Annotated in this window: 17 protein-coding genes and 1 tRNA gene; 12 read left to right on the forward strand and 6 right to left on the reverse strand. The window is 68.5% G+C overall.

The window, feature by feature from the left end:
- Nucleotides 1–7 precede the first annotated feature (7 nt).
- Nucleotides 8–1,216 (reverse strand): exo-beta-N-acetylmuramidase NamZ family protein, encoded by a 1,209-nt coding sequence (locus tag EDC29_RS03740; protein WP_132228629.1) that lies wholly within the window; start codon nucleotides 1,214–1,216, stop codon nucleotides 8–10.
- A gap of 347 nt (nucleotides 1,217–1,563) precedes the next feature.
- Between EDC29_RS03740 and queA the strand changes: the two genes are divergently transcribed.
- The 7 genes from queA to EDC29_RS03775 all read left to right on the forward strand — a co-directional run bounded on the left by queA (nucleotide 1,564) and on the right by EDC29_RS03775 (nucleotide 9,426).
- On the forward strand, nucleotides 1,564–2,622 hold the full coding sequence (queA, locus tag EDC29_RS03745) for a tRNA preQ1(34) S-adenosylmethionine ribosyltransferase-isomerase QueA (protein WP_123142034.1): 1,059 nt from the start codon (nucleotides 1,564–1,566) through the stop codon (nucleotides 2,620–2,622).
- 353 nt (nucleotides 2,623–2,975) lie between these two features.
- The gene (locus tag EDC29_RS03750) at nucleotides 2,976–3,377 is read left to right on the forward strand and encodes an H-NS histone family protein (RefSeq protein ID WP_123139976.1); all 402 of its coding nucleotides are present in this window, start codon (nucleotides 2,976–2,978) and stop codon (nucleotides 3,375–3,377) included.
- Nucleotides 3,378–3,672: 295 nt separating this feature from the next.
- Complete coding sequence (locus EDC29_RS03755; RefSeq protein WP_123139975.1) at nucleotides 3,673–5,001, forward strand: DEAD/DEAH box helicase; 1,329 nt, start codon at nucleotides 3,673–3,675, stop codon at nucleotides 4,999–5,001.
- A gap of 280 nt (nucleotides 5,002–5,281) precedes the next feature.
- Entirely contained in the window at nucleotides 5,282–5,554 is a 273-nt protein-coding gene (locus EDC29_RS03760) for an RNA recognition motif domain-containing protein (protein ID WP_005221201.1), read from the forward strand.
- Nucleotides 5,555–5,832: 278 nt separating this feature from the next.
- A complete protein-coding gene (locus EDC29_RS03765; RefSeq protein WP_132228631.1) occupies nucleotides 5,833–7,677 on the forward strand; it encodes a M61 family metallopeptidase in 1,845 nt (614 codons plus the stop codon).
- Between the two features lie 10 nt (nucleotides 7,678–7,687).
- On the forward strand, nucleotides 7,688–8,686 hold the full coding sequence (birA, locus tag EDC29_RS03770; protein ID WP_132228633.1) for a bifunctional biotin--[acetyl-CoA-carboxylase] ligase/biotin operon repressor BirA: 999 nt from the start codon (nucleotides 7,688–7,690) through the stop codon (nucleotides 8,684–8,686).
- Entirely contained in the window at nucleotides 8,686–9,426 is a 741-nt protein-coding gene (locus EDC29_RS03775; protein ID WP_341777148.1) for a type III pantothenate kinase, read from the forward strand. The genes birA and EDC29_RS03775 overlap by 1 nt, the downstream gene beginning before the upstream one ends.
- Before the next feature lie 104 nt (nucleotides 9,427–9,530).
- On the opposite strand, the gene EDC29_RS03780 is transcribed toward EDC29_RS03775, so the two are convergent.
- Nucleotides 9,531–9,607, reverse strand: a tRNA-Arg gene (locus EDC29_RS03780).
- Between the two features lie 305 nt (nucleotides 9,608–9,912).
- On the opposite strand from EDC29_RS03780, the gene EDC29_RS03785 reads away from it, so the two are divergent.
- Entirely contained in the window at nucleotides 9,913–12,072 is a 2,160-nt protein-coding gene (locus EDC29_RS03785) for a GAF domain-containing protein (RefSeq protein ID WP_223806960.1), read from the forward strand.
- Between the two features lie 19 nt (nucleotides 12,073–12,091).
- Here EDC29_RS03785 and EDC29_RS03790 read toward each other — a convergent pair whose 3' ends face one another.
- The 4 genes from EDC29_RS03790 to ppsR form a co-directional block, all read right to left on the reverse strand.
- A complete protein-coding gene (locus EDC29_RS03790; RefSeq protein ID WP_123139970.1) occupies nucleotides 12,092–12,361 on the reverse strand; it encodes a hypothetical protein in 270 nt (89 codons plus the stop codon).
- A gap of 17 nt (nucleotides 12,362–12,378) precedes the next feature.
- On the reverse strand, nucleotides 12,379–13,569 hold the full coding sequence (locus EDC29_RS03795; protein ID WP_062272407.1) for a geranylgeranyl diphosphate reductase: 1,191 nt from the start codon (nucleotides 13,567–13,569) through the stop codon (nucleotides 12,379–12,381).
- A 99-nt stretch (nucleotides 13,570–13,668) separates the two neighbouring features.
- Nucleotides 13,669–14,574, reverse strand: a complete 906-nt coding sequence (chlG, locus tag EDC29_RS03800) for a chlorophyll synthase ChlG (protein WP_123139969.1) — start codon at nucleotides 14,572–14,574, stop codon at nucleotides 13,669–13,671.
- A 181-nt stretch (nucleotides 14,575–14,755) separates the two neighbouring features.
- On the reverse strand, nucleotides 14,756–16,189 hold the full coding sequence (ppsR, locus tag EDC29_RS03805) for a transcriptional regulator PpsR (protein ID WP_123140041.1): 1,434 nt from the start codon (nucleotides 16,187–16,189) through the stop codon (nucleotides 14,756–14,758).
- 549 nt (nucleotides 16,190–16,738) lie between these two features.
- Between ppsR and bchF the strand changes: the two genes are divergently transcribed.
- Genes bchF through EDC29_RS03825 form a run of 4 tightly spaced genes read left to right on the forward strand, consistent with a single transcriptional unit; the run spans nucleotide 16,739 to nucleotide 23,837 of the window.
- Nucleotides 16,739–17,248, forward strand: a complete 510-nt coding sequence (bchF, locus tag EDC29_RS03810; RefSeq protein ID WP_062272403.1) for a 2-vinyl bacteriochlorophyllide hydratase — start codon at nucleotides 16,739–16,741, stop codon at nucleotides 17,246–17,248.
- The gene (locus EDC29_RS03815; RefSeq protein ID WP_123139968.1) at nucleotides 17,245–18,522 is read left to right on the forward strand and encodes a ferredoxin:protochlorophyllide reductase (ATP-dependent) subunit N; all 1,278 of its coding nucleotides are present in this window, start codon (nucleotides 17,245–17,247) and stop codon (nucleotides 18,520–18,522) included. Before bchF ends, EDC29_RS03815 begins: the two co-directional genes overlap by 4 nt.
- Nucleotides 18,523–18,526: 4 nt before the next feature.
- On the forward strand, nucleotides 18,527–20,116 hold the full coding sequence (bchB, locus tag EDC29_RS03820) for a ferredoxin:protochlorophyllide reductase (ATP-dependent) subunit B (RefSeq protein WP_123139967.1): 1,590 nt from the start codon (nucleotides 18,527–18,529) through the stop codon (nucleotides 20,114–20,116).
- Nucleotides 20,091–23,837: a magnesium chelatase subunit H gene (locus EDC29_RS03825; RefSeq protein WP_123142039.1), complete on the forward strand. Its 3,747-nt coding sequence runs from the start codon at nucleotides 20,091–20,093 to the stop codon at nucleotides 23,835–23,837. The genes bchB and EDC29_RS03825 overlap by 26 nt, the downstream gene beginning before the upstream one ends.

The raw sequence follows: 23,837 nt of genomic DNA on the forward strand, positions 1-23,837 counted from the left end.
CCCGGGGTCAGGGGTAGATCAGCAGCGGCTCGATCTGCTCGCGCCAGGCGTGCTCGTCGGCGCTCAGGCGCCGTTCGAGATCGGCGGGGGTGGCCGCGGGGTCGTCGACCCATTCGCGCAGCAGCGGGCCGCCGCAGATCAGGTCGATGGCCAGGCGCTCGTGCTCGTACTCATAGGCGAAGTGACGCCACAGCGGATAGTCGGGGGACTCCAGACGCAGCGCCTTGAACAACAGCGCGATCAGCCGGTAGGGGCGGAACGCGCCGTGATCGTAGCCGGCCTGATCGGTGTGGATCTGCACCCCGGCGCAGCGCGCGCCCTGGTGCTTGTGGAAGGTCGGCTCGAACCAGCAGGGACGCAGCAGTGCGCCGCGGGTCCAGGCCGGGCACAGCGCCTCCATCCGCGCGAGGATGCGGTTGAAGTTGAGGTCCGGGGCGCCGACCAGTTCCAGCGGGGTGGTGGTGCCGCGTCCCTCGGAGAGGGTGGTGCCCTCGAGCATCACGGTGCCGGGATAGCAGCGCGCCATGTTGAGGCTGGCGGCGTTGGGGCTGGGGTTGACCCAGGGGCGCTGGTGCAACGGCCAGCCGAACCCGGGCCCCTGCTCGGGCCGATAGCCCTGCATCTCGACCACCTCGAGCTCGAGGTCGTGCCCGCCGCGCGCGGCGAACCAGCGCGCCAGCTCGCCGAGGGTGAGACCGTGGCGCATGATCAGTGCCCCGGCGCCGACGAAGCTCTCCCAGCCCGGTTCGAGGATGCTGCCCTCGATCGGGCGCCCGGCGGGGTTGGGGCGATCGAGCACCCACAGCGCCTTGCCATGGCGGGCGCAGGCCTCGATCAGATAGGCCAGGGTGGTGATGTAGGTGTAGATGCGGGTGCCGACGTCCTGCAGGTCGACCAGCAGCACGTCGAAACTCTCGAGCATCCGCGCGGTCGGATAGCGCGCCTCGCCATAGAGGCTGTAGACCGGGATGCCGTGGCGCGGATCGCGCTCGTCCGGGGTCTCGACCATGTTGTCCTGCTTGTCGCCGCGCATCCCGTGCTGGGGGCCGAAGGCGGCCACCAGGTCGAGGTCGGGGAGCGCCATCAGGGCGTCGAGGCTGTGCTGGCCGCTGGCGCTCAGCGAGGCGGCGTGGCCGAGCAGGGCGAGGCGCCGGCCGTGCAGTGGGCGGCGCAGCTCGGGCTCGGCGAGCAGGCGGTCGATTCCGTAGCTGATCATCTCGGTGCTGTGATGCCGGTTGCGATGGAGCGGGCATGTTAGACCAGAGTCCGGGCCATCGCCTATGGAGCCTGGTCCGCTTGGTGCTGGATTGATCCCGGCCAAGGACAAGTGCGCGCCGATCGGCGACAATGATCCGTTTTCGTCGCGCCGAGTTCCTGGCGGCGCAGCCCGGTCGCGACCAGACGTCGTGCGCTGACCGCAAGGATGTCGTCGGCCCGATCGGGCGTGACGGCGGTCCCCATGCTTTCGTATTCGTGCGGATGCCGTGTTCGCGGCGTCTCGTGCCCCTGTTTCCCGGTCGGTGGCTATCCGTCGACCCTCGATCTCTTTTGCACTGCCAAGCGATGCGCCGTTCAGACTTCCATTTCGATCTTCCCGACGAGTTGATCGCGCAGTATCCGCTCGCCGAGCGTGCCGCCTCGCGCCTGCTGGTGCTCGAGGCCGGGGCCGAGCGGCCGAGTGACCGACGCTTTCTCGACCTGCCCGCACTGCTGCGACCGAACGATCTGTTGGTGTTCAACAACACCCGGGTGATGCGCGCGCGTCTGTTCGCCGTCAAGGAGACCGGCGGGCGGGTGGAGCTGCTGATCGAGCGGGTGGTCGAGCCCGGGGTGGCGCTGGCGCATCTGCGCGCGAGCAAGTCGCCCAAGCCCGGCGCCCGGCTCTCGATCGACGGCGTGCCGCGCATCGAGGTGATCGGACGTGATGATGACCTGTTCCGGCTGCGCGCACTCGATGACGACTTCGCGGTATTGATGGAGCGCTTCGGGCACATGCCGCTACCGCCGTATATCACCCGCGCCGACGAGGCCGCCGACGAGTCGCGCTATCAGACCGTCTATGCGCGCAATGCCGGCGCGGTGGCGGCGCCGACGGCCGGGTTGCACTTCGATGAGGCGTTGCTCGATCGGCTCGATGCGCGCGGCGTCGAGCGTGCCGAGATCACCCTGCATGTCGGTGCCGGGACCTTCCGCCCGGTACGGGTCGATGATCTCGACCAGCACCACATGCACTCGGAGTGGTTGGAGGTCGACGAGGCGCTGTGCGCGCGGGTGGCCGAGACCCGCGCCCGTGGCGCTCGGGTGATCGCCGTCGGCACCACCAGTGTGCGAGCGCTGGAGACCGCTGCGGCCGGCGGCGAGCTGCGTCCTTATCGCGGCGAGAGCCGGTTGTTCATTCGTCCGGGTTATCGCTTCCGCGTGGTCGATGCCATGGTCACCAATTTCCATCTGCCCGAGTCGACCCTGCTGATGCTGGTGTGCGCCTTTGCCGGGTATCAGCGGATGATGGCGGCCTACCGTCATGCCGTGGCCGAACGTTATCGCTTCTTCAGCTATGGCGATGCCATGTTTCTTGCCGCCATGCGCGAGGATCCGAGTCGCCAGCCTCCACTCATTGAATGAGTCGGTGTCGTTCGGGGGAGCTGGATGTCTTCTTTCGTGTACGACATCGCCCCGGCGGCATCATCTTTTCCTGCCAAATCAACCCGCCTTTCGTCAATGTGCGATGGCAATCCCCTTGTGAGATTGCCGGGATGCCGCATTTGCTGGAGGAGGGGGTTCTTTATCGTTCACTCTATGGCCGGTTAGGCGCATGAGCGGATGTCGTGGTTGTTTTTTTATAGTTAAAAAGGCCGGTCAATAAAAGGTCTTTGCTTGACTTTTGTAATAAATCGAATAAATTACGCGGTGCGCGCAGATTCTGTCTTTTGCGTCCATCAAAGAAAAACACCCTAACCCCATTGGAGGTAGACCACGTGGAGTACGCTAACCTTAGCGTCGAGGAAATCCGGCGCCAGCTGGAAGAGGCCGAGAGCAAGCAGTCCGAGCTCAAGCGCGCACTCGAGATCCGTCGTCGCGAGGCGAAGAAGGAAGTGGCCCAGGAGGTCCGCGACCTGATTCAGCAGCGCGGCTATGATCTCGCCGAGATCGTCGAGCTGCTCGATGGGAAGAAGCCCCGCCGCACTGGTGCCCGCAAGTCCTCCGGCTCGCGCCAGTACACCGAGTACTTCGACCCCGAGAACCCGGAAAACGTCTATGTCCGTGGCGTGCTGCCGCGCTGGATGAAGGACAAGATGACGGAAAAGGGTCTCGACCACAGCTCCAAGGAAGATCGCGACACCTTCAAAAAGACCTATCTGCAGGTCAAGAACGGTTGATGCATCGCTTCGCCTCCGTCCTTCCGCGCCGCTGGATATCATCCGCGCAGGCCGCGGACGATGCGGAGGCGGGTTCGACGTGTTTTCAGCTCATGGATGAGATCATTGCAATGGATCGCTGGCTTTCGTCTTGCCGAGCGCGTAGACTGCATCCATCGCATCAACCGGTCGATGCGTCGTCTCGCGGCTGAACCGACCTTGCCATCAAGGCCTCACCCTCGAACGTCCTCCCTCTTTTTTGCCTAGACCGGCCCCAGCATTCAAGACTTGGGTTAGGCTGGTTTCAGGAGTCTTCATGTCCTTCGATTCGCTCGGCCTGCGGGCCGATCTGCTGCGTGCCGTGGCAGGTCAGGGCTATGCACGCCCGACCCCGATCCAAGAGCAGGCCATCCCTGCGGTCCTGGCGGGCCATGATCTGCTCGCCGGCGCCCAGACCGGCACCGGCAAGACGGCGGCCTTCGCGCTTCCCGTACTGCAGCTGCTCGCGGCCCGCAAGAGCAATGGTGGACGACGCCTGCCCCGTGCGTTGGTGCTGTCGCCGACTCGCGAACTGGCGGCACAGATCGGCGAGCGCTTCCAGGCCTATGGTCGTGAGGTGTCGCTGCGCTCGACGGTGATCTTCGGTGGTGTCGGCATGCAGCCGCAGGTCGACCGACTGCGGCGCGGCGTCGACATCCTGGTGGCCACGCCGGGGCGACTGCTCGATCATGCCGCGCGCCGCACCCTGGACCTGTCCGCGGTCGAGATCCTGGTCCTCGACGAGGCCGATCGGATGCTCGACATGGGCTTCATCCACGATATCCGCAAGGTGCTCGCGCTGCTGCCCAAGCAACGTCAGAACCTGCTGTTCTCGGCGACCTATTCCGACGAGATCCGGCGCCTCGCCGACGGCATCCTCCATCAGCCCAAGCTGGTCGAGGTCGCCCGGCGCAATACCGCCGCCGAGACCGTGGAGCAGGGTGCGCACCCGGTCGACAAGTCGCGCAAGCGTGAGCTGCTGGCCCATCTCTTCCACCGTGAGGGTTGGGAGCAGGCGCTGGTGTTCACCCGGACCAAGGCCGGTGCCAACCGCTTGGCCGAGTATCTGGGGCGCGAGGGGATTGCCGCAGCGGCGATCCATGGCAACAAGAGTCAGTCGGCGCGCACTCGAGCGCTGAGCGAGTTCAAGCAGGGGCGGGTGCGGGCGCTGGTGGCGACCGACATCGCCGCGCGCGGCATCGACATCGCCAACCTGCCCCAGGTGGTGAACTTCGAGCTGCCCGCCGTTGCCGAAGACTACGTTCACCGCATCGGACGCACGGGTCGCGCCGGTGCCGGTGGTCGGGCGCTGTCGCTGGTCAGCCATGACGAGCGCAAGCTGCTCAATGGCATCCAGCGTCTGATCAAGCGTGAGATCGTGCTCCAGCCGGTTGCCGGTTTCGAGCCCTCGGCCGAGGCGCCGGCGAGCGAGACCCTCGATCATGGTCGGGGCGGTCGTCACCGTCGTTCGGGCGGTCGCAATGGCGGCCGGGGTAACGGCGGCAATGCACAGCGGGAGCGCTCCGGGCGTCCTGCATCCAAGTCGCGGTCCGGTCAGGGCGCCAAGCGCGCCCGGCTCGGCCAAGGCGGCTCGACACGGGCCTGATCGGTCCGTATCGGCGGGTGGTGCGTCCATCCGCCTTGGCCCCAATGCAGCGCTTCCGTGCGCTGCCGTCAGGTCGTCGTCCGTTGATCGGACGCGCCGGACATCGGACGCCGGCCTCGTGACAATCGCTCCGGATCACCATTCCGGATGCCCCGTTGCCGGTACCGAAGACGTGGGCCTGGTCTCCAACGGTGGAGACAAAAACTGTCGAATCAGTTGCGCGTTGATTTTTCGGCTGTTCTCTTTCTCTTCAATGCGCGCTCGTATGGATATCCCGAATATGAATATTTATGTTGGCAATCTCGCTTACGGCGTGACTCAGGAAGAACTTCAGGCCGTGTTCGCCGCCTACGGTGAGATCTCCAGCGTGAACTTGATCACCGACAAGTTCACCGGTGAGTCGAAGGGTTTCGGCTTCGTCGAGATGCCTAACAACTCCGAGGCCGATACCGCCATCAAGGCCCTCAACGACACCCCGCTCAAGGGGCGCAACATGAAGGTCAACCAGGCCAAGCCCCGTGGTGAGCGTCCGTCTCGCGGACCGCGCTGGTAAGGCGTCGCCTCAGGGGGAGGGGCGCTGCCGCCGCTCCCCCGCGGTGTCCTGCCGAGGTGTCGGCGGGACGCCCGGCGGACCATCCCCGGTCCGCCATCAGGCGGGGTCGTCCGACCCCGACCTGCTCCTCCCCAACATGACCCGCTTGCCGAGGCTCCACCTCCACCCGTCAGTCGGGCTGGTGTCACGACGGGCCTCCCCCGGCATCCCGGACGCTGCGTGCACCCTGGGCATCTGCTACCGTAGCGGCGTCTTCATCCGCTGCAATCCTTCGGACCATGCCTGAAACCCGCAATCAACCGGTCGATCTGACCTATCGTGTTCATCCTGTCGACCCCGAGGCCCATCTCTTCGAGGTCGAGTTGTTGCTGTCCCGCGCTGCGCCCGCCATGTTGCGCCTGAGTCTGCCGGCGTGGATCCCGGGCAGCTATATGATCCGCGACTTCGCCCGCAATCTCGTCGAGATCGCCGCCAGCGATGGCGAGGGTGCGCCGCTCGCGCTGGAGAAACACGACAAGCAGACCTGGGTCGCCGACCGGCCGGTCGCCACGGCGCGGGTACGCTATCGGGTCCATGCCTGGGATCGCTCGGTGCGCGGCTGTCATCTCGATGCCACCCATGCCTATTTCAACGGTCCCGGGCTGTTGCTGCGGGTCGACGGCGCCGATGAGCGCCCCTGCGCGCTCGAGCTGCTGCCGCCGCCGGGCGAGGGGCGCGCCGACTGGCGCCTGGCCTGCGCCTGCCGGCCCGAGTCGGTCGATACGCGCGGCTTCGGGCGCTATCTCGCCGATGACTATGCCGACCTGATCGACCATCCGGTGGAGATGGGGCGGTTTACCGAGATCCCCTTCGATGTCGACGGCGTACCCCATCGCATGGTGCTCAGCGGGCAGCATCGCGCCGACGGTGAGCGGCTGGTCGAGGACCTCGAGCACATCTGCCGCGAGCATGCGGCGCTGTTCGGCGAACTGCCGCTCGACCGCTATCTGTTCCTCACCAGCGTCACCGGCGCCGGTTACGGTGGGCTCGAACACCGCTTCTCGACCAGCCTGATGTGCGCCCGCGCCGATCTGCCGCGACGCGCCGAGCGCGACCGTCCGCCGCGCGAGGGCTATGTCCGCTTCCTCGGGCTGTGCAGTCACGAGTACTTCCATCTCTGGAACGTCAAGCGCATCCGTCCCCAGGCGCTGATCGACGGCGGTCTGGAGCACGAGGTCCACACCCGTCTGCTGTGGGCCTTCGAGGGCATCACCTCCTACTACGACGAGCTGGCGCTGGTGCGCAGCGGTCGTATCGACACCGCGACCTATCTCGGCCTGCTCGCCAACGCCATCACCCGCTTGCAGCGCAACCCGGGACGGCATCTGCAGACCCTGGCCGGGTCGAGCTTCGATGCCTGGACCCGCTTCTACAAGCAGGACGAGAGTGCGCCCAACGTCATCGTCAGCTATTACCTCAAGGGCGCGCTGGTGGCGCTGGCGCTCGATCTGACGCTGCGCCAGCGCAGCGCCGGGGCCTGTTCGCTCGATACCGTGATGCGCGCGCTCTGGACCCGCCACGGACGGACCGGGGTCGGTGTCGCCGAGCGCGGTATCGAGGCCCTGGCCGAGGAGGTCAGCGGGCTCGAGCTGGGCGATTTCTTCGCCACCGCGCTCGATTCCACCGACGAGCTCGATCTCGCGCCGCTGTTCGCCTCCCTGGGGATCGAGATGCGGTTGCGCCCGGCGCGCGATGGCAAGGATCTCGGCGGTTGTGTCGAGCGCTTCGACCCGGTCGAGGCCCCGGCCACCCTTGGGGTGCGCCTGGCGCCGGGTGCGCCCGAGGGGGTGGTGCGCCATGTCCTCGCCGGCTCGCCGGGCGAGCGCGCCGGGCTTGCCCCCGGCGACCGGCTGGTCGCGCTCGATGGGCTGCGGATCGGCGCCGATGACTTCGAGCGCGCGGTGGCCGCGCTCGGTGCGCTGGATGCGCCGGTGTCGCTGCACGTCTTCCGCGACGACGAGCTGCTCGAACTCGCCGTGCGTCCGCAGCCGGCCCCGGCCGACACCTGCGAGCTGCGTCTGCTGCCCGAGGCCGATGCCGCTGCGCAGGCAGCGCGCGCGGCCTGGCTGGCCAGTCATGTCTGAGGGGGCGGGGATGGATCGTCAGATCGCGTTGATCCGGCTGCTCGCCGACGGCGAGGTGCACTCGGGCGAGGCCGTCGCCGCGCACCTCGGCATCACCCGCGCGGCGGTGTGGAAGGCGTTGCGCAAGGCCGCCGAGCGCTTCGGTCTGGCGCTCGAATCGGTGCGCGGGCGCGGCTACCGTCTCGCCCAGCCGCTGGAGCTGCTCGAGCGCGAGCGCCTGCTCGCGGCGATGTCCGAACAGGGGCGCGCGCGGCTCGCCCGGCTCGACATCCATGACCAGATCGACTCGACCAACGCCTGGCTGATGCGCGAGGCCGCCGCCGGGGCGCCCTCGGCGACCCTGTGTCTGGCCGAGCAGCAGAGCGCCGGGCGCGGGCGGCGGGGGCGGACCTGGGTCTCGCCCTTCGGGGTCAATCTCTATGGCTCGTTGCTGTGGCGCTCGCCGCTGGCGCCGGCCGCGCTCGGGGCATCGAGCCTGGTCGCCGGGGTGGTGGTGGCCGAGCAGCTCGCCGCGCTCGGGGTCGAGGGCGTGACGCTGAAATGGCCCAACGACGTGCTCTGGGAGCGACGCAAGCTCGCCGGGCTGTTGCTCGAGGTCGCCGGCGAGTCGCAGGGGCCGAGCCATCTGGTGGTCGGCATCGGCATCAATCTGCGCATGGCGGCTGACCAGGGGGCGGCGATCGACCAGCCTTGGGTGACGCTCGCCGAGGCCTTGCCCGCCGAGGTCGAGGGCGTGCGCAATGCGCTGGCCGGGCGGCTCGCCGAGGCCTTGCTCGAGGCCCTGGCCGACTACGAGCGCGTCGGTCTCGCCCCCTTCCTTGCACGCTGGGAGCGGTTCGACACCTTGCGCGGCCAGCCGGTGGCGTTGCACCTCGGTGAGCGGGTGATCCGTGGTCGCTATGCCGGGATCGAGAGCGATGGCGCGCTGCGACTGGAGACCGCCGAGGGGGTGCGCCGCTTCCAGGCCGGCGAGGTCAGTCTGCGGCCGGTCGCGGAGGAGGGCCGATGATGTTGCTGCTCGATATCGGCAATACCAATCTGCGCTGGACCCTGGCTGACGAGCAGGGGCTCGGCGAGGTCGGGGTGGTGCGCCACGACGGCGGCATCCCGCTCGATCTGTTGGCGAGTTGGGAGCGGTTGGCGCCGCGCCCCGAGCGCGTGCTGGTGAGCAATGTCGGCGGCGCGGCGGTGGCCGAGGCGCTGAGTCGGGTGAGTCGCGCCTATTGGGCGCTCGAGCCGGAGTTCGTCGCCACGCGCGCGACCTGGGGGCGGCTGCGCATCGCCTATGACGAGCCGAGCCGGCTCGGCGTCGATCGCTGGCTGGGTCTGGTCGCGGCCGAGGCCGAGGGGGAGGGCGCCAAGCTCGTCCTCGATGCCGGTACCGCGGTGACCTTCGATCTGCTCGCCGCCGACGGCGAGCATCTCGGCGGGGTGATCCTGCCGGGGATCGAGATGATGCGCGCGAGTCTGCTCGCCGGCACCGCGATCCCGCGGATCACCGCCGAGCCGAGCGGTGAGTCCTGGGCGCGCGATACCGGTGCGGCGGTGGCCGCCGGCAGCCTGCAAGCGGTATTGGGCGTTGCCACCCGGCTCTACGACCAGTTCGTCTCGCAGACCGGCGAGATGCCTCGGCTGTTGCTGACCGGGGGGGATGCGCCGCGGCTCGCCGGGCAGCTCGATCGTCCCTGGGAGGCGGTGCCCGACCTGGTGCTGCGCGGGCTGGCGCGGGTCGGAGCCCGGCAGGCATAGTCGGGCATGGCGGCGCGCGGTCGCAGGCGGCGCGGGCCACGGCCGGGGTGTCGGCGGGGGGCTGGTATACTGGCCGCCGGCGAGATGTCCCGGTGCCTGGGGGATGGTGCCCTCGACAGGATTCGAACCTGTGACCTATCGCTTAGGAGGCGATTGCTCTATCCGGCTGAGCTACGAGGGCGGGTCAGTCGATTATGGTAACTCAGGCGCGACGGAGGGTCACGTCGACCGTGCTCCCGCTGGTATGCCTGGGGTCGCTCACGTACCATCGTCTGAGATGTCCGGGCCCGGGGCGCCCTTGCTGACCCTCGGCGCCCGGTTGCGAATCCCGGTCGTGCGCCGTCGGCGCCGACATCGGGCGGATGTTCGGGGCGGCGGTTCGTCCGCCCAGTCCCGCACCGCCTGCAGGCCCTGCCCCGCCGTCCGTGGCCACGGGCAGGCGCCGAGCACGGAGGTTTACCGTCTGTGAGTGTCAGTTTCTCCGCCTTGACCAGGTTCACGATCGCCGGGTCGGAGGGTCGTGACCCCGAATCACTGCATTCGATCCAGACCATCCAGCCCCATGGTGCCCTGATCAGCGTGCGCGAGCAGGATCTCGAGATCCTGCAGGCGAGCACCAATGCGCGGCGGATGCTGGGGCTCGACGATGCGCTGCCCGGGCACCGGCTCGGCTGGCTGGGGGAGGATCTGGTCGAGCGGTTGCGCCCCCATCTGGACGCGCCGCTCAACCCGGTGGCGCTGGCGCTGCGCTGCCGCCTGGGTGCCGGCGCGACCGAGTTCGACGTGCTGGTACACCGACCGGGCAGCGGTCTGCTGGTGCTCGAACTCGAACCCGCCGGTCCGTCGCTCCAACTCTCCGGGCGGGTCGAGGAGGCGCTGCAGCGGATCATCGCCGCGCCCTCGGTGCGGGCGCTCGGCGAGGAGGTCGTCGCGACCCTCAAGCGGCTCACCGGCTACGACCGGGTGATGCTCTACCGGCTCGACGAGGCCGGTCACGGCGAGGTCTTCGCCGAGGCGCGCGAGCCGGCGCTGCCGGCCTATCTCGGCCAGTGTTATCCCGAGGCCTGCGTGCCGCGGATGGCGCGCCAGCCGGGGCGCCGCCCACGGGTGCGGCTGCTGGTCGATGTCGACAGCGTGCCGGTGCCGCTGCAGCCGATGCATCCTCTGGGTGAGCCGCTCGACCTGTCGCTGTGCACCCTGCGCAGTGTCTCGCCGCTGCACATCCAGATCCTCAAGATGATGGACGTGCGCGCCACCCTGGTCGTCTCCCTGGTGGTGGGCGGACGGCTGTGGGGTCTGATCGCCTGTCACCATCGCACGCCGCGCTTCGTCCACTACGAGATCCGCGCGCTCTGCGAGCTGCTCGCCGAGACCGTGGCCACGCGTATCGCGGCACTGGAGAGCTTCATCCAGGAGCAGGCGGAGCTGGCGGTGCGGCGCCTCGAGCGGGGGATGATCGAGGCGATCTCGTGCAGCGGCGACTGGCGCTCGGCGCTGGTCACCGATGGTGATGCCCTGCTCGCGAGCCTCGAGGCGAGCGGCGCGGCGCTGTTCTGTGACGGTGAGCTGCAGACCCTGGGTCGGGTCCCGGAGCAGGGTGGACTGTTGCGCATCCGCGCCTGGCTCGATCGCCAGCCGCGCGCGGCGGTGATCGCCACCTCCTCGCTGATGCGCGAGGACCCGCGCTTCGCCACGCTCAAGGAGACCGCCAGCGGGGTGCTGGCGGTGCCGCTGTCGAGCGGCTGCGGCGAGTACCTGGTGTGGTTTCGCCCCGAGCGGGTGCGGACCCTGATCCTCGGCGCCAGCCCGCTGCTCTGTGCCGATGGGGCTGAACTCAACCGCGCCCCGGCGCTCGCCGGTGAGCAGCGCGAGGTGCGCGGCCGGGCGGTGCCCTGGAACTCGGGGCAGACGGCCATCGCCCGGTTGCTGGGTGAATCGGTGACCGACGTGCTCCAGCAGTTCCGCTCGGTACGGTTGCTGATCGCCCAGGCGCAGCTCGCCGAGGCCCAGGCGCGGGTGCGGATCTCCGATCAGCCGATGCTGATCACCGACCCCGAGGGGCGGCTGGTACTGGCCACCCGCTCGCTCGAGCGGCTGTTCGGCGCCGGACGTCTGGAGTCTCTCGACGCGTTGCCCGGACTGGTGAGCGATCCTGCAACGGTGCGTGCCGCGCTGGCCGCGCTCCGCGACGACTACCAGCCCTGGCACGCCGAGCTCGAGGTGTGTGGCGCCGATGGGCGCAAGACCCCGGTGCTGTTACGCGCCGACCCGGTGTTCTCGGCGCCGGGGCGGGTGCTCGGCTTCATGTTCCTGTTCACCGACCTCACCGGCATCAAGGCCGCCGAGGATGCCCGCCAGCGGCTCCATGCCGGGATCGCCGCGCGCCAACACCGTACCAGCGCGCCGCTGTGCGGCGGCGACGGCGAACGCTATCGCGAACTGTTCGCCGCGATCATCGGCAACGCCCGACTCGCCGCCGAGGAGGTCGCCGACGGGGTCGATCTGGAGCGTGTGCCTGCGGTGTTCGAGGGCTTCGAGCATTCGGTGAGTCATACCACCACGCTGCTCGAGCGGCTGCTGTGGTATGCCGCCCAGCGCCAGGACGGCGAGGGGCGTGACGAGGGTGACGGGACGCCGGGTCACTGAGACACCGCTCGGGCGCGCTTCAGTGGTCGCGCCAGCGTCGGATCAGATCGAACAGGTGGGCGAACAGCGAGGCGGTCAGCCACAGCCCCACCCAGCCCCACCAGGCATCGGTCAGGGCTGCGCGCAGCGCCAGCATCAGGAAGGCCCCGGAGAGCAGGAAGCCGATCACCTCCGCCGGCGGCAGTCCTTTGCCGGACCAGCGGTGGATGAGCGCGAGCGCGAGCGCCTCGAGCGCGATCAGCCCGAGGATCAGGTCGATCACCAATGCGCTGGTGAACAGCGACTCCACGACGCCCGGCCCCTGGTTCAGCGCGGCGAGACGACGCCGAGCAGGTGGGCGAGGTCCTTGAAGAAGATACGGATGTGCGCCGTCGGCTTGGCGCGCACCAGACGCTTGTTCATGTACGCCTCCCAGGTCAGGTACTGCACGTCGGGGTCGGCGCAGATGCTGACGAAGCGCTCGCGGCGCTTGTCGTTGGCGTACCAGAAGCGCTGCATGATGCCGAGGATCCAGAACACCCGGCCGTGATCCTTCATGAAGCGTTTGCGTGCGAGTTTGAGCGCCGAGGCCTTGCCGGTGGCCAGCATCTCCTCGACCGCCTCGCCGGCCAGACGTCCGCCGAGCAGGGCGTAGTAGATGCCCTCGCCGGAGGCCGGTGCGACCACGCCCGCGGCATCGCCGGCGAGCACCACGTCACGACCGTTGTCCCAGCAGCGCAGCGGCTCGAGCGGGATCGGCGCGCCCTCGCAGCGCAGCGTCTCGACCTCGGCCAGTCCGGCGCGCTTGCGCAGCTCGGTGCAGGCCGAGCGCAGCGAGAAACCGCTGATCTCGGTGCCGACGCCGACGCTGATGGTGTCGCCGTGGGGGAAGACCCAGCCGTAGAAGTCGGGGGAGATGTCGCCCTGGTAGTAGACGTCGCAGCGGGTGCCGTCGAAGCCCTCGGGGGTGCGTACGATCTCGTGATAGGCGGCGACGTACTTCATCTTCTCGGCGCCGGGCACGCACTGCTTGGCCACCGCCGAGTGGGCGCCGTCGGCGCCGATCACCGCACGCGCGCGCACCTGCAGCGGCTCGCCCGAATCGCGGCCCTGACCGGGGCGGTAGCGCACCAGGGCGGTGCCGTCGGCGTCGCGCTCGATCGCCTCGAAGGTGGCGTCGAGACGGGTGGCACCGTGCTCGGCGGCGCGCTCGCGCAGCCACTCGTCGAAGTCCTTGCGGTCGACCATGCCGACATAGCCGCCGTCGATCGGCATGTCGACGGTGCGGTTGGAGGGCGCGACCATGCGTGCGGAATAGACCCGGGTGGCCAGCTGGGCCTCGGGGATGTCGAATTCGCGCATCGCCTGCGGCGGGATGGCGCCGCCACAGGGCTTGATTCGCCCGGGACGGTCGAGCAGCAGCACGGAACGGCCGCGCTTGGCCAGGTCGGTGGCGGCGGTGGCGCCGGCGGGGCCGCCGCCGATCACCACCACGTCGAAGGTTTCGAGCTCAGTCATGAGGGTCCTACCCTGGTTGGGAGGCGCCTGTGCCCGCCGCTCGCGGTACACCGGCGCCCCGGGTTGAGGTTGCTGCGCGGGGCGGGCGGCGGCGCCGGATCAGCCGGCCAGCGCGCGCACCGCGAAGGCGCTGATCATCATCCCGGTGACATAGACGCTGACACCGAGTCCGCTGAACCAGGTGGCGCGGGCGCGCGGGTCGCCGAGGAAGCGGATCATCAGTCCGACCTGGATCAGCAGCACCACGCCGACGGCGATGGCGTGCGCCGGCTTGTCCCAGGAGAACAGCAGCGCGATCACGATCGCCTGCGGCAGCCCCATGACCACGCAGGCGAGCTGAGCGGCGCGGTCGACGCCGAGCTGTACCGGCAGGGTGCGCACGTTCATCTTGATGTCGCCCTCGATCGCCTTGAAGTCGTTGAGGGTCATGATGCCGTGGGCGCCGATGCTGTAGAGCAGGGCGAGCACGAGGATCTGCCAGTCGGGCATGGCGCCGCCGATCATCACCGCCGCGCCGGTCACCCAGGCCAGTCCCTCGTAGGAGATGCCGACGGCGAGGTTGCCCCACCAGCCGTTCCCCTTGAGGCGGAAGGGCGGGGCGCTGTAGGCCCAGGCCAGGGCCATGCCGACCAGCGAGGCGCCGAACACCCAGGGGCCGAGCGCGTAGGCGAGCAGCAGCGATGCGGCGGTCCAGATCAGCGACAGATAGAAGCCCCAATTGCCGGGGATGCGCCCGGAGGGGATGGGGCGATCGGGCTCGTTGATGGCGTCGACATGACGGTCGTACCAGTCGTTGACCACCTGGCTGGTGCCGCACATCAGCGGCCCGGCGAGCAGGATACCGGCGAACACCACCAGCAGCTGGTCGAGGATCGGCGCGCCGGAGGAGACCACGCCGCAGGCGAAGGCCCACATCGGCGGGAACCAGGTGATGGGGTGAAGGACCTCGAGTACCGCGGGCAAGGCGGGGCGCTTGGGGGTGGCGGACAGCGTCGATTGATTCATGCCGGAAACCTAAAGCCTATCAGGGGGCGCGGCGGCGATCCGGCCGGGGATGCCGCCATGCGGTCGTGGGTGGAACTGGGTGCGCGTCTCGGCCCGGGGCAGGGGTGCAGGCGCCGCCGGGAGGCGCCGACGCTGCGCGCGGTGATGATCGGGTCGGGCTGCATGGGTGTCGAGGTCGGCGCTATTTCTTGTCCGGCGCCGTGGCCTCGGACGCTTGATCGGTGATGCCGTAGCGGTCGATTTTGACGTACAGGCTTTGGCGGCTCAAGCCGAGCAACTCGGCGGCCGAGGCGCGGTTGTCCCCGGTCAGCTTGAGCGCCGCCTCGATGCAGAGTCGCTCGATGGTGTCGGTCGACTCGCGCACCAGCTCCTTGAGCGGCACCCGACCGACGCGTTCGGTGAGTTGCTCGAGCCAGCGTGGCTGTTCCGGGGTGGGGGCCGGCTCGGCGCCGAGTCGGCGACCGACGTCGCGGATGAAAAAGCCGAAATAGGGGCGCTCGCCGTTGCGGATGGCCGCCGCCGAGATCTCGACCTCGGTGGTCGAGCCGTACTCGCCGCACAGGGTGGTGGCGAACAGCCGCACCGTGCCGTGTTGGCGCAGGTTGGCCATCAGCACGTTGAGATCGACACCGGGGCGGCCCAGCCAGCGGTCGAGCGACTCGCCGCGGGCCTGCTGCTCGGTGGCCACCTCGGCGAGATTGAGGAAGGTGCCGTTGGCGGTGAGGATGCGCCCATCGCCATCGGTGATGACGACGCAATCGGGGGCGTTCTCGAGTACCCGCAGATAGCGCGAGCTGGTCTCCGGGTGGGCTGTGCCCGAGCTGCTGTCGGCCGGTAGCGGCGAGAGTCTGACGAGCAGGAAGGAGACGTTCTCCTGGCGCAGCAGCGAGGCCGAGACCAGGAACTCCTGACCGCTGTCGAGCAGCCGGGCGCGCACGTCGTCGGCCCGTCCGGCGGCGCGCACGCCGGCGAGCAGGCCGTTGATGGCCTGGGTGCTGTCGGCGTCGAAGCCCTCGGGGAAGGGGCGACCGATCACCCGTGCGGGCGCCTCGCCGAGCAGCTGGCCCGAGGCCGGGTTGGCCTCGACCACGCGCTGGGTCGGCGCGTCGATGATGAGGATGGCCTCGGAGACCATGCGAAACAGCAGCCGGTAGCGGGTCTCGACCTGGCGGAAGCGCCAGTAGTCGCGCTCGAGCGCCTGCTGGGCGTCGACCAGTTGCTGCTGCAGTGCGGCGATCCCCTGGAGGTTGCGTCCGAGCGCCACCACCGAACCGTCCTCGCCGAGACGCATCGCGCGATACTGCACCGGGATGTCGGTGCCGCGCGCGGTGGGGTGGGTGACCTGGCGCCAGTGGGTGATGGCATCGTGCTCGGCCTCGGCGAGCAGCGCCTCGAGGTTGGGGCGGCTCTCCGGGAGGACGGTCGCCAGCCACGGCTGGCCGATCCACTCGTCGCTGAACTCCGAGGAGAGATCGTCACTCCCGTATGCGATATCGCTCACTACGCCTTGGTCGTCGATCACGATGGCGATGTCCGCTGTGCCTTCGATTAACAGCGCCGCTGTTTCGGCGTTGAGGACGCCCAGGGATTCCCTTGGGTCTCTGAACGGACTCACGGCGACCAGACCCTCCACTGCCTATGGGCGCGTTTAGCAGGTTCCACGTCAGGGCCGCAGTGGCAGGCTCACCGAACGAGATCCCATATGAATCAACAAGCCTCCCGGCACCCCGGGCGCTGAAGCCCGTTTGCCACGCACCGAGACCTCCAGAAGTCGCCCGGCGCGCGCACGCGGGGGGTGACAAATCAGGCCCGGATGCGCGATGCTCGCTGCCGAAATCAGGTGTTTCGACGGAAACCAAGCCAAGGCGCGACGCGCGGGCTCGTCTCCGTATTCGATACTGCGAATGGATCGAGGCCCGCCCTCTCAACTCTCGAGCTCAATGAGGAGGCGGTCGCCGGTCTGGACGGGCCATGCCGAACGTACCGTGCACGCTGATGCCGGGGCATCGCGAGCGGCCTCGTTGGACTCGCAACCCTATTGTGGTGGCTTGTGCCGGGTTGTCAAGTCAGGTTTACGTAAAGTTTGGTTGACGCATCCTGGAAAGCGGACTAGATTCCTCATGCATGACATAACGACTAAGGATCGAAGCGAGCCCGGCCAACGATGAGTCTCCGTCAATCAAAGCAAATCCCGCGCCCGCCGCTTTATACCCCAGAAGAGCGCAGGCGCCGGGACGAATCGCCTTGGACGCTGGTTCAGGGGATTCTTGCGCCCGTTCAATTCGTGGTCTTTCTGGTTAGTCTGTACCTGGTGCTGCGTTACCTGTCAACCGGCGAGGGTGCGCTGGCGGCGACGGTCTCCATCGTTATCAAGACCCTGATCCTCTATACCATCATGATTACCGGCGCGATCTGGGAGAAGGTCGTGTTCGGGCGTTATCTGTTCGCGCGCGCCTTCTTCTGGGAAGACGTCTTCAGCATGCTGGTGCTGGCGCTGCACACCGCCTATCTGGTCGCCCTGGCCACCAACTGGGTCGATGTGACCGGACAGATGTGGATCGCGCTCGCCGCCTATGCCACCTACGTGATCAATGCCGGGCAGTTCCTGATCAAGCTGCGCGCGGCGCGGCTCGAGGGGAATCGTAACGCCAAGCTCGCCGAGGTGGCCGAATGAGCCTGGTCAGCGAACCCAAGCAGGGCGGTTGCGCGCTGCCCGAGATCACCCGCGAGCGTGGTCAGCGCCAGGTCTTCTGCGGTCTGGCCGGTATCGTCTGGCTGCACCGCAAGATCCAGGACGCCTTCTTCCTGGTGGTGGGTTCGCGCACCTGCGCGCACCTGCTGCAGTCGGCCGCCGGGGTGATGATCTTCGCCGAGCCGCGCTTTGCCACCGCCATCCTCCAGGAGCGCGATCTCGCCGGTATGGCCGATTGCAACCAGGAACTCGACCGGGTGGTCGCCGACGTGCTCGAGCGTCGTCCCGACATCAAGACCCTGTTTCTGGTCGGCTCCTGTCCCTCGGAGGTGATCAAGCTCGACCTGGGTAAGGCCGCCGAGCGTCTCTCCGAGCGCTACAGTGACCGCGTCCAGGTCATCGACTACTCGGCCAGCGGCCTCGAGACCACCTTCACCCAGGGTGAGGACGCCTGTCTTGGCGCGCTGGTGCCGCGCCTGCCGGCACTGCCCAGCATCGAGCGTTCGCTGCTGGTGCTCGGCACCCTGCCCGACGTGGTCGAGGACCAGTTCCGCCGGCTGTTCGAGGCCCTCGAGATCGGCCCGGTGCACTTTCTGCCGCCGCGTCAGGCCAGCGAGCTGCCCCCGGTCGGCCCCGGCACCTCGGTGCTGCTCGCCCAGCCCTTCCTCGGCGAGACCGCGCGCGCGCTGCACAAGCGCGGCGCGGCGCTGCTCTCGGCCCCTTATCCCTTCGGCGTCGAGGGGACGCTGGCCTGGCTCAAGGCCGCCGCCGCCGCCTGGGGCGTGACCCCCGAGCGCGTCGACGAGGTTGCCGCGCCGGCGGTGGCCCGTGCCCGCCGCGGGCTCGAGCATTATCGCGAGCAGCTCGCCGGCAAGCGCATCTATTTCATGCCCGACTCCCAGCTCGAGATCCCGCTCGCGCGCTTCCTCCAGCGCGAGCTCGGCATGGAGCTGGTCGAGGTCGCCTCGCCCTTCATCGATCGTCAGCTGATGGAACCCGAGCTGGCGCTGCTGCCCGAGGGCGTGCGGGTCACCGAGGGCCAGGACCTCGAGACCCAGCTCGACCGCGTGCGCGCCGCGCGTCCCGACCTCACCGTCTGTGGACTGGGGCTGGCCAACCCGCTCGAGGCCGAAGGGTTGCGTACCAAGTGGTCGATCGAGCTGGTGTTCTCGCCGGTGCACGGATTCGACCAAGCGGCGGATCTCGCAGAATTGTTCGCGCGCCCGCTCACCCGCGGTGCGCTGTTACAGGTTTGACATCATGCAGCTGACGCTCTGGTCCTACGAGGGGCCGCCTCATATCGGCGCGATGCGCGTCGCCGCCTCGATGAAAGGCGTGCATCTGGTGCTGCACGCGCCCCAGGGAGATACCTATTCCGATCTCCTGTTCACCATGATCGAGCGGCGCGACTCGCGCCCGCCGGTGACCTATACCACCTTCCAGGCCCGCGAACTCGGCGCCGATACCGCCGAGCTGGTCAAGGACACCATCCAGGCCTGCTACGACCGCTTCTCGCCCGAGGTGCTGTTGATCGGCGAGTCCTGCACCGCCGAGCTGATCCAGGATCAGCCCGGCGCGCTCGCCCAGGGCATGGGGCTGCCGATCCCGGTGCTGCCGCTGGAGTTGCCGGCCTATACCCGCAAGGAGTCGTGGGGCGCCAACGAGACCTTCTACCAGTTGGTCCGTGGCCTGCTGCACGAGCGTCGTCCGGCACCCGGTGAGTCGCGTCCGCCGCGCCCCGAGGGGCAGCGCCCGCGCGCCAACCTGCTCGGGCCGATCTCGCTCGGCTTCCGCTGTCGCGACGACGTCACCGAGATCACCCGGCTGCTCGACATGATCGGCGTCGACGTCAACGTGGTCGCGCCGCTCGGCGCTGCGCCGGCCGACCTGCTGCGTCTGCCCGAGGCCGATTTCAACATCTGTCTCTATCCCGAGACCGCGGACCAGACCTGTCTCTGGCTCGAACGCATGTTCGGTCAGCCGACGGTCAAGACGGTGCCGCTCGGCATCGGTGCCACCCGCGACTTCATCGCCGAGGTCGGTCGGGTCGCCGGGATCGATACGGGCAGCATTCCGATGCCCGACTGGTCTAGAATGCCGTGGTACTCACGCTCGGTCGACTCGACCTATCTGACCGGCAAGCGGGTCTTCATCTTCGGCGACGCCACCCATGCGGTGGCCGCGGCGCGGGTGGCCAGCGAGGAACTCGGGTTCACCGTGGTCGGGCTCGGCACCTATGCGCGCGAGTTCGCCCGCGAGGTCCGCGCCGCGGCCAAGCAGTATGGTGTCGAGCCGCTGATCACGGACGATTATCTCGAGGTCGAGGCGCGGGTGGCCGAGGCGCACCCGGAACTGGTGCTCGGCACCCAGATGGAGCGCCATATCGCCAAGCGTCTGGGGGTGCCGTGCGCGGTGATCTCGGCGCCGGTGCACGTGCAGGACTTCCCTGCGCGCTATGCCCCGCAGATGGGCTTCGAGGGCGCGAACGTCCTCTTCGACACTTGGGTCCACCCGCTGATGATGGGTCTCGAGGAGCACCTGATCACCATGTTCAGGGAGGACTTCGAGTTCAACGACGCGTCGACCCCGTCGCATCTGGGACATGGCGCGAGCCCCGGACGGGCCCCTGAAGCCGCCGCGTCCGCACAGCCGGAGGAGACGCCCGCCGCCGCGGCTGGCGACCCCGCTGCAATGGCTTGGGCACCGGAAGCCGAGCAGGAACTGAAAAAGATCCCGTTCTTCGTGCGCGGCAAGGCCAAGCGCAACACCGAGCGCTATGCCACGGAGCGCGGGATCCAGACCATTACTGTGGAGACGCTCTACGATGCCAAAGCGCATTTCGGCCGCTGATCAGCGCGCCAAGAAACCCGATGAGACTCCGGTTCGCGTCGTCATCATCAACCTTGACGGGCATCTGGCGGGAACCACCGAGCGCGCACTGCCGGAGGTGCGGCGCGACCTCCCGGGTCTGGAGCTGAGTCTGCACGCGGCGACCGACTGGGCCGGTGACGCCGAGTCGCTCGAGCGTTGCCACGCCGACATCGCCCGGGGTGACATCATCATGGTCACCATGCTGGTGATGGAGGAGCACTTCCGCCCCATCCTGCCGGCGCTGCAGGCGCGTCGCGACGACTGCGACGCGATGATCGTGTGCATGTCGGCCAGCGAGCTGATGCGCCTGACCAAGCTCGGCGGCTTCACCATGGACGGCAGCGCCCAGGGCGGCCCGATGGCGCTGCTCAAGCGTCTGCGCGGCAACAAGGAACGCAAGCAGCAGAGCGCCGGCGCCCAGCAGATGTCGATGCTGCGCCGCATCCCCAAGCTGCTGCGCTTCATCCCCGGCACCGCGCAGGACGTGCGCGCCTACTTCCTCACCCTGCAGTACTGGCTCGCCGGCTCCGCCGACAACCTCGGCAACATGATCCGTTTCCTGGTCGACCGCTACGCCGACGGCGAGCGGCGCCATCTGCGCGGCACCCTCAAGGTCGGCGCGCCCATCGAATATCCCGAGGTCGGGCTCTTCCACCCCGCCGTCAAGGGTCGCATCACCGAGCAGCTCGCCCAGCTCCCCAATCCCGGCAAGGGTGGCTTCAAGGGACGTGTCGGCCTGTTGCTGATGCGCTCCTACGTACTCGCCGGCAACTCCGGGCACTATGAGGGCGTGATCAAGGCGATCGAGGCCCACGGTCTGCAGGTGGTCCCGGCCTTCGCCAGTGGGCTCGACGCCCGTCCGGCGATCGAGAAGTTCTTCATGAAGGACGGCAAGGCGACGGTCGATGCGGTGGTCTCGCTTACCGGCTTCTCGCTGGTCGGCGGTCCCGCCTACAACGACTCCAAGGCCGCCGAGGAGATGCTCGAGAAGCTCGACGTGCCCTACATGTCGACCCTCGCCGTGGAGTTCCAGACCCTCGATCAGTGGCAGGACTCCGACCAGGGGCTGATGCCGGTCGAGTCGACCATGATGGTGGCCATCCCCGAGCTCGACGGCGCCACCAACCCGATGGTCTTCGGTGGTCGTACTGGCGACGGCAGCGGCGATGCCAACCGCGACATGAACGCCAAGGACGATCGCGCCGCGATGCTCGCCGCCCGTGTCGCCAAGCTGGTGCGGCTGCGTCGCGCCGAGCGCGCCGAGCGCAAGGTCGCGGTGGTGCTGTTCAACTTCCCGCCGAACGCCGGCAACACCGGTACCGCGGCCTATCTGTCGGTGTTCTCCTCGCTCTATCACACCCTGGTGTCGATGAAGGAGGCCGGCTATGGCGTCGAGCTGCCCGAGAGCGTCGATGACCTGCGCGAGCGTGTGGTCAACGGCAACGCCTCGCGCTTCGGTGCTCACGCCAACGTCCACACCCGCATCGCCACCGACGATCACGTCCGTCGCGAGCCGCATCTCGCCGAGATCGAGGCCCACTGGGGTCCGGCCCCGGGTCGTCAGCAGAGCGACGGCGCCTCGATCTTCGTGCTCGGTGCCCAGTTCGGCAACGTCTTCGTCGGCATCCAGCCCTCGTTCGGCTACGAGGGCGACCCGATGCGCTTGCTGTTCGAGAAGGGCTTCGCCCCGACCCACGCCTTCTCGGCCTTCTATCGCTATATCCGCGAGGACTTCGGCGCTCACGCGGTGTTGCACTTCGGCACCCACGGCGCGCTCGAGTTCATGCCGGGCAAGCAGGCCGGTCTGTCCGGCGCCTGCTGGCCGGATCGTCTCATCAACGATCTGCCCAACGTCTATCTCTACGCCTCCAACAACCCCTCCGAGGGCGTCATCGCCAAGCGTCGCGCGGCTGCGACCCTGGTGAGCTATCTCACCCCGCCGATCGCGCATGCCGGTCTCTACAAGGGGTTGGTCGAGTTGAAGTCGTCGATGGAGCGGTGGCGCTCGCTGCCGCCGAGCGAGACCGACGAGCGCGCTCAGCTCGCCGAGGTGATCCAGGCCCAGGCCGCCGAGCTGGAGCTCGCCGAGCTCGAGCCGCAGTGGGCCGGCACCGAGATCGACTCGCGCATCACCCGCCTCAACGAGGAGGTGCTCGAGCTCGAGTACACCCTGATCCCGCACGGTCTGCACGTGGTCGGCGAGGCGCCGACCGACGAGGAGCGCATCGACACCCTGGTGGCGGTGGCCGAGTCGACCCGCGACATCCGCCCGGAGCGCGACGCGGTCGCGGCACTGGTCGCCGGCAAGTCGCCGGAGAAGGCGCTCAAGGCCGCCAAGATGGCGACCTCCGAGGAGAACGTCGAGCTGTTCCGCGAGCTGGCCAGGATCAACCTGCAGCTGCAGCAGGACACCGAGACCCCGGCGATCCTCGCCGCGCTCGACGGACGCTTCATCCCGCCGGCGCCCGGCGGCGATCTGCTGCGCACCCCGGAGATCCTGCCCACCGGTCGCAACCTGCACGGCTTCGACCCCTTCCGCATGCCCAGCCGCTTCGCCCAGCGCGACGGCGCGCTGCAGGCCAAGCTGCTGATCGAGCGTCACCAGGCCGAGGGCAACGGCTTCCCCGAGAGCATCGCGCTGGTGCTCTGGGGCACCGACAACCTCAAGACCGAGGGTGGCCCGATCGGTCAGGCCCTGGCGTTGATGGGCGCGCGCCCGCGCTTCGACAACTACGGCCGGCTGTGCGGCGCCGAGCTGATCCCGCTCGAGGAGCTGGGACGCCCGCGCATCGACGTGGTGATGACCCTCTCGGGCATCTTCCGCGACCTGCTGCCGCTGCAGACCAAGCTCCTCGCCGAGGCTGCCTTCCTCGCCGCCGAGGCCGACGAGCCGGTCGAGCAGAACTTCATCCGCAAGCACGTGCTCGAGTACATGGAAGCGCACGACTGCGACCTCGAGACCGCCGCGCTGCGGGTGTTCAGCAACGCCGACGGGGCCTACGGCGCCAACGTCAACAACCTCATCGACAGCAGCAGCTGGGACGAGGACGGTGAGCTTGCCGAGACCTATACCCGGCGCAAGAGCTTCGCCTACGGCCGCTCCGGCAAGCCGATGCAGCAGACCGAGCTGCTCAAGGACGTGCTCGGCAAGGTGCAGCTGGCCTATCAGAACCTCGACTCGGTCGAGCTCGGCGTCACCACCGTCGACCACTACTTCGACACCCTCGGCGGCATCGCCAAGAGCGTCGGTCAGTTCAAGGGCGACGAGGTGCCGGTCTACATCGGCGACCAGACCCGTGGCGACGGCGTGGTGCGGACCCTGGCCGAGCAGGTCGCGCTCGAGACCCGCACCCGCATGCTCAACCCCAAGTGGTACGAGGGCATGCTCAAGCACGGCTACGAGGGCGTGCGCCAGATCGAGGTCCATGTGACCAACACCATGGGCTGGTCGGCCACCACCGGTCAGGTCGCCCCCTGGGTCTACCAGCAGCTCACCGAGACCTTCGTGCTCGACGATGAGATGCGCAACCGGCTGGCCCAGTTGAACCCCACCGCCTCGGCGAAGGTCGCCAACCGACTGATCGAGGCGCACGAACGTAACTATTGGTCGCCCGACGAGGCGACGCTCGAGGCCCTGCGCAAGGCGGGCGAAGAGCTTGAAGATCGCCTTGAAGGCGTCGTCGAGGAGGCTGCCGCGTGA

The sequence above is a fragment of the Marichromatium gracile genome, assembly GCF_004343155.1.
In the GTDB taxonomy this organism is placed as follows: Bacteria; Pseudomonadota; Gammaproteobacteria; order Chromatiales; family Chromatiaceae; genus Marichromatium; species Marichromatium gracile.

What these genes read in the sequence shown, in the direction of transcription:
- queA (WP_123142034.1), top strand. Translation starts at nt 1,564, where the DNA reads ATGCGCCGTTCAGACTTCCATTTCGATCTTCCCGACGAGTTGATCGCG.
- EDC29_RS03755 (WP_123139975.1), top strand. Translation starts at nt 3,673, where the DNA reads ATGTCCTTCGATTCGCTCGGCCTGCGGGCCGATCTGCTGCGTGCCGTG.
- EDC29_RS03825 (WP_123142039.1), top strand. Translation starts at nt 20,091, where the DNA reads ATGCCAAAGCGCATTTCGGCCGCTGATCAGCGCGCCAAGAAACCCGAT.
- chlG (WP_123139969.1), bottom strand. Translation starts at nt 14,574, where the DNA reads ATGAATCAATCGACGCTGTCCGCCACCCCCAAGCGCCCCGCCTTGCCC.
- bchF (WP_062272403.1), top strand. Translation starts at nt 16,739, where the DNA reads ATGAGTCTCCGTCAATCAAAGCAAATCCCGCGCCCGCCGCTTTATACC.
- EDC29_RS03775 (WP_341777148.1), top strand. Translation starts at nt 8,686, where the DNA reads ATGTTGCTGCTCGATATCGGCAATACCAATCTGCGCTGGACCCTGGCT.
- EDC29_RS03740 (WP_132228629.1), bottom strand. Translation starts at nt 1,216, where the DNA reads ATGATCAGCTACGGAATCGACCGCCTGCTCGCCGAGCCCGAGCTGCGC.
- EDC29_RS03765 (WP_132228631.1), top strand. Translation starts at nt 5,833, where the DNA reads ATGCCTGAAACCCGCAATCAACCGGTCGATCTGACCTATCGTGTTCAT.
- birA (WP_132228633.1), top strand. Translation starts at nt 7,688, where the DNA reads ATGGATCGTCAGATCGCGTTGATCCGGCTGCTCGCCGACGGCGAGGTG.
- EDC29_RS03815 (WP_123139968.1), top strand. Translation starts at nt 17,245, where the DNA reads ATGAGCCTGGTCAGCGAACCCAAGCAGGGCGGTTGCGCGCTGCCCGAG.
- EDC29_RS03760 (WP_005221201.1), top strand. Translation starts at nt 5,282, where the DNA reads ATGAATATTTATGTTGGCAATCTCGCTTACGGCGTGACTCAGGAAGAA.
- EDC29_RS03795 (WP_062272407.1), bottom strand. Translation starts at nt 13,569, where the DNA reads ATGACTGAGCTCGAAACCTTCGACGTGGTGGTGATCGGCGGCGGCCCC.
- bchB (WP_123139967.1), top strand. Translation starts at nt 18,527, where the DNA reads ATGCAGCTGACGCTCTGGTCCTACGAGGGGCCGCCTCATATCGGCGCG.